This window comes from Kocuria sp. ZOR0020, from assembly GCF_000800955.1.
GTDB classification, from domain to species: Bacteria; Actinomycetota; Actinomycetes; order Actinomycetales; family Micrococcaceae; genus Kocuria; species Kocuria subflava.
The window spans coordinates 1-4,158 of record NZ_JROX01000226.1; the positions used below are offsets into that span (position 1 = coordinate 1).

The window sequence follows — 4,158 nt, forward strand, 5'->3', positions numbered from 1 at the left end:
CACGGAACGTGGCTCATGCCCGGGCGATCCTGCCCGCGCCAGGTAGAAGCGGCGGTTCTTCAGATCCGTCACCGACCTGGTGGAATGCGGCAGCCCGGACACCAGGTGCACGGTGAAACCCAGGTGCTCGGCAATGTCCGCGGCGGCGTGGTGGCTCAGCGGCCGGTCCCCGTGCCCCACAGCCTCCAGCAGCCGTTGGGCTTCCTGTTCAATCTGCGGATAGTGGTTGCCGCAGGCCTTCATTTCCTCCCGCAGCTCCACATTGGCACGCCGTGCCTCCTCCGGGGTGGCGGCCTGCTCCTCCATACGACGCCGCAGTTCCTGGTGCAGCCCCGCAATCACCTCCAACACCTCCGTGGGCGTACGTGGGGTGATCTTGACGGGCGGCAGCTGCAGGGATGCGTAATGGGGTGAGCGTTGCGCTTTTTCCACCGCGATCTCCAGGGCTGCCCGCCGGGAGGGAGCCTCCGCGGCCAGAAGGTCATCCAGGGTGGTGCCCAGCGCGCCTGCCAGTTCGGCCAGCAGGCTGAGTTTGGGTTCCCGGTGCCCGTTCTCCACCAAGGACAGGTGAGATGCGGTCACCCCCACCCGCCCGGCCAGTGCGTCCAGAGTCAGGTTTTTCTGCGCGCGCAGGTGCCGTAGGCGGCGCCCCAGAACGACGGCGTCCCACGCGTCCGGCGGCGGTGGCGGGGGGATCAACATGCCAGGACTATGGCATGCGGCATGCGGGGTGTCCACGTGGCGTTGTCAAGAGCCTTCAGTTTTGACTGACCAAATGCCCGTGAAGCACCAATGCTCAGAAAAACCGGCAATTGATGCGCTTCTTCCTGTGCCGTCATCACCACCTGATCTTTCTGCCCCAACCCCCTCGTGAGCGCTGTCCGTGCCGGTCAGAGTGGTGCCAAGCCCAGCAAGGCAGACAACCGTTCCCCGGTTGACCGGCCTCACCGGGCACCCACCGGATCACACATCAGGAGCAAGATCATGGAACAGCAGCGCACTCCCGCCTCCGCCGAACACATCCAGCACGACTGGGAGAACAACCCGCGGTGGCAGAACATCGAACGCAGCTACTCGGCCTCCGACGTCGTGAAACTACGGGGGCGAGTGCAGGAGGAGCAGACCCTGGCCCGCCGCAGTGCCGAAAAGCTGTGGGAACAGCTGAGCACCGAACACCGCAACGGTGAATTCACAAACGCCCTGGGCGCTTTGACCGGCAACCAGGCCGTGCAGCAGGTCAAGGCCGGGCTGCGCGCCATCTACCTCTCCGGCTGGCAGGTGGCCGCCGATGCCAACCTCTCCGGTCACACCTACCCGGACCAGTCCCTCTACCCGGCCAACTCCGTGCCGCAGGTGGTGCGCCGGATCAACAACGCCCTGATGCGCGCCGACCAGATCGAACACGCTGAAGGCATCCACACGGTTGAGGACTGGATGGTGCCGATCGTGGCAGATGCGGAAGCCGGATTCGGTGGTCCGCTGAATGCCTACGAGCTGATGAAGTCCATGATCGGTGCAGGTGCTGCCGGGGTGCACTGGGAGGACCAACTGGCCTCCGAGAAGAAGTGTGGTCACCTGGGTGGCAAGGTGCTGATCCCCACCGCTCAGCACGTGCGCACCCTCAACGCGGCCCGTCTGGCGGCCGACGTGGCGGATGTGCCCTCTGTGATCGTGGCCCGTACGGATGCCGAGGCAGCCACCCTGATCACCTCCGACATTGACGAGCGTGATCGGGAGTTCTTGACCGGCGAGCGCACCCCGGAAGGCTTCTACAAGGTGCGCAACGGCGTGGAACCGTGCATCGCCCGTGCCAAGGCCTACGCGCCGTACGCGGATCTGATCTGGATGGAAACCGGCACCCCGGACCTGGAGCTGGCCCGGCACTTCGCGGAATCGGTCAAGGCCGAGTTCCCGGATCAGATGTTGGCCTACAACTGCTCGCCGTCGTTCAACTGGCGCCAGAATCTGGATGACGCCACCATCGCCAAGTTCCAGCGTGAACTCGGTGCCATGGGCTTCACGTTCCAGTTCATCACCCTGGCCGGGTTCCACGCGCTGAACCACTCGATGTTCGATTTGGCGCGTGGTTACAAGGATCGTCAGATGTCCGCCTACGTGGAGTTGCAGGAACGTGAGTTCGCTGACGAGGCCAACGGGTACACCGCCACCAAGCACCAACGGGAAGTGGGCACCGGCTACTTCGACGCCATTGCCACGGCCTTGAACCCAGAGGGCTCCACGCTGGCCCTGGCCGGTTCCACGGAAGCCGGCCAGTTCCACTGAACCGCAGACCCACCCCACGCTGCACCTCAGGCCTGGTCCGGACATTCCGTCCGGACCAGGACCACCCCGCACACACCATCCAGGAGCACACCATGTTCACCAACACCAGTGAAATCACCGTCAACGGCATCACCCTGCGTGGGCATCACGTCAGCGGTCAACGCCAAGTCCTGAGCCTGGATGCCCTGGCATTCCTGGCGCATCTGCACCGAAAGTTCGAGCCGCGTCGTCGGGAATTGATGAAAGCCCGGGAACAGGTCAAGGCCAAGATCTCCCAGGGCTGGACCCCGGACTACCCGGAGGAGACCCGCGCCATCCGGGAGGACGACTCCTGGCAAGTGGCGCCCCTGGCCCAAGGGCTGAATTACCGGCAGGTGGAGATCACCGGGCCCGTGGACCGCAAGATGACGGTCAACGCCCTGAATTCCGGGGCCATGGGCTGGATGGCGGATTTTGAGGATTCCTCCACCCCCGCCTGGGAGAATGTCATCGCCGGGCAGGTCAACCTGTTTGACGCCATCCGCCGGGACATCGACTTCACCACAGAGGCCGGCAAACGCTACCGCCTGGATCCCGAGCCCCAGGACCGGGTTCCCACCATCAACGTGCGTCCGCGTGGGCTGCACCTGATCGAGGACCACCTGCTGGTGGATGGCCAACCCATCTCCGGGGCGCTCATGGACTTCGGCCTGTACTTCTTCCACAACGCCCGTGAGTTGCTCAAACGCAGCCGGGGGCCCTACTTCTACCTGCCCAAGCTGGAGCACTACCGGGAAGCGCGCTGGTGGAACGACGTCTTCTGCGTCGCCCAGGACTACGTTGGCCTGCGCCGCGGAACCATCCGGGCCACCGTGCTCATGGAAACCATCACCGCGGCCTTCCAGATGGAGGAAATCCTCTACGAACTGCGCGAACACGCCGCCGGCTTGAACGCCGGGCGGTGGGACTACATCTTCTCCATCATCAAGATGTTCCGTGACCGCGGGCCCGAGTTCGTGTTGCCGGACCGCGCCCAGGTGACCATGACCGCCCCCATGATGCGCGCCTACACGGATCAGCTGGTGCGTGCCTGCCATCGGCGCGGTGCTGCCGCCATGGGAGGCATGGCCGCCCAGATCCCCAATCGGCGCGACCCCAAAGCCAACAAGGCGGCCCTGGAGAAGGTGTACGCAGACAAACTGCGTGAGGCCAACGACGGCTTTGACGGGTCCTGGGTGGCACATCCGGACTTGGTTCCCGTGGCCATGGAAGCCTTCAACCAGGTCCTGGGAACCTGCCCCCACCAGATCCGCACCCAGAAGCGCCCGGATGTTGTTCCGAATGCCGCAGCACTGCTCAACGTGGGCGCCACGGAAGGGGAGGTGACGGAGGCTGGACTGCGCCTGAACATTGACGTCGGCATCCGCTACATGGAGTCCTGGCTGCGCGGCTCCGGGGCTGCCGCCATCCACGGCCTCATGGAGGATGCCGCCACCGCGGAGATCTCGCGCTCGCAGATCTGGCAGTGGATCGACGCCGGAGTCCACGCGCGGGTCACCTCAGCTTCCCCGTCCACCCCTGACAACGACGACGCCGCAACCCGCCAGGTCACGCGCGATTGGGTGCAGCAGCTGGTGGACGAGGTGTTTGCTGAGCTGCCGCGCAGTGCGGGTGACCGGTTCGACACCGCCCGAGACCTGTTCGTGGCCTCCGCCTTGGCCGACGAGTTCCCGGCGTTCCTCACGGTGCCTGCCTACCAGCAGTGCCTCTCGGCAGCATCCGAGCAGGGGGATGACCGCTCGGGTGAGGGGGCGCCGTCGTCCTCCCACCGGATGAGGGCGGGGGTGGCTGCCTGACGTACGGTGGCTGTCCGGCACCATTGAGTAGTGATTTGTC

Annotated in this window: 3 protein-coding genes; 2 read left to right on the forward strand and 1 reads right to left on the reverse strand. The window is 65.2% G+C overall.

The window, feature by feature from the left end; all coding sequences use genetic code 11:
* Nucleotides 1–702 (reverse strand): helix-turn-helix domain-containing protein (locus tag L979_RS12125; RefSeq protein WP_047692467.1); only part of this gene is annotated, 702 nt, incomplete at its 3' end.
* Nucleotides 703–984: 282 nt separating this feature from the next.
* On the opposite strand from L979_RS12125, the gene aceA reads away from it, so the two are divergent.
* Both aceA and aceB read left to right on the forward strand, forming a co-directional pair.
* Complete coding sequence (gene aceA / locus L979_RS12130) at nucleotides 985–2,283, forward strand: isocitrate lyase (protein ID WP_047692468.1); 1,299 nt, start codon at nucleotides 985–987, stop codon at nucleotides 2,281–2,283.
* Between the two features lie 92 nt (nucleotides 2,284–2,375).
* Nucleotides 2,376–4,118: a malate synthase A gene (gene aceB / locus L979_RS12135; RefSeq protein ID WP_052209866.1), complete on the forward strand. Its 1,743-nt coding sequence runs from the start codon at nucleotides 2,376–2,378 to the stop codon at nucleotides 4,116–4,118.
* Nucleotides 4,119–4,158: the final 40 nt, after the last annotated feature.

Excerpts from the sequence above, each read along its gene's own strand:
- aceB (WP_052209866.1), top strand. The coding sequence starts at position 2,376 with ATGTTCACCAACACCAGTGAAATCACCGTCAACGGCATCACCCTGCGT.
- aceA (WP_047692468.1), top strand. The coding sequence starts at position 985 with ATGGAACAGCAGCGCACTCCCGCCTCCGCCGAACACATCCAGCACGAC.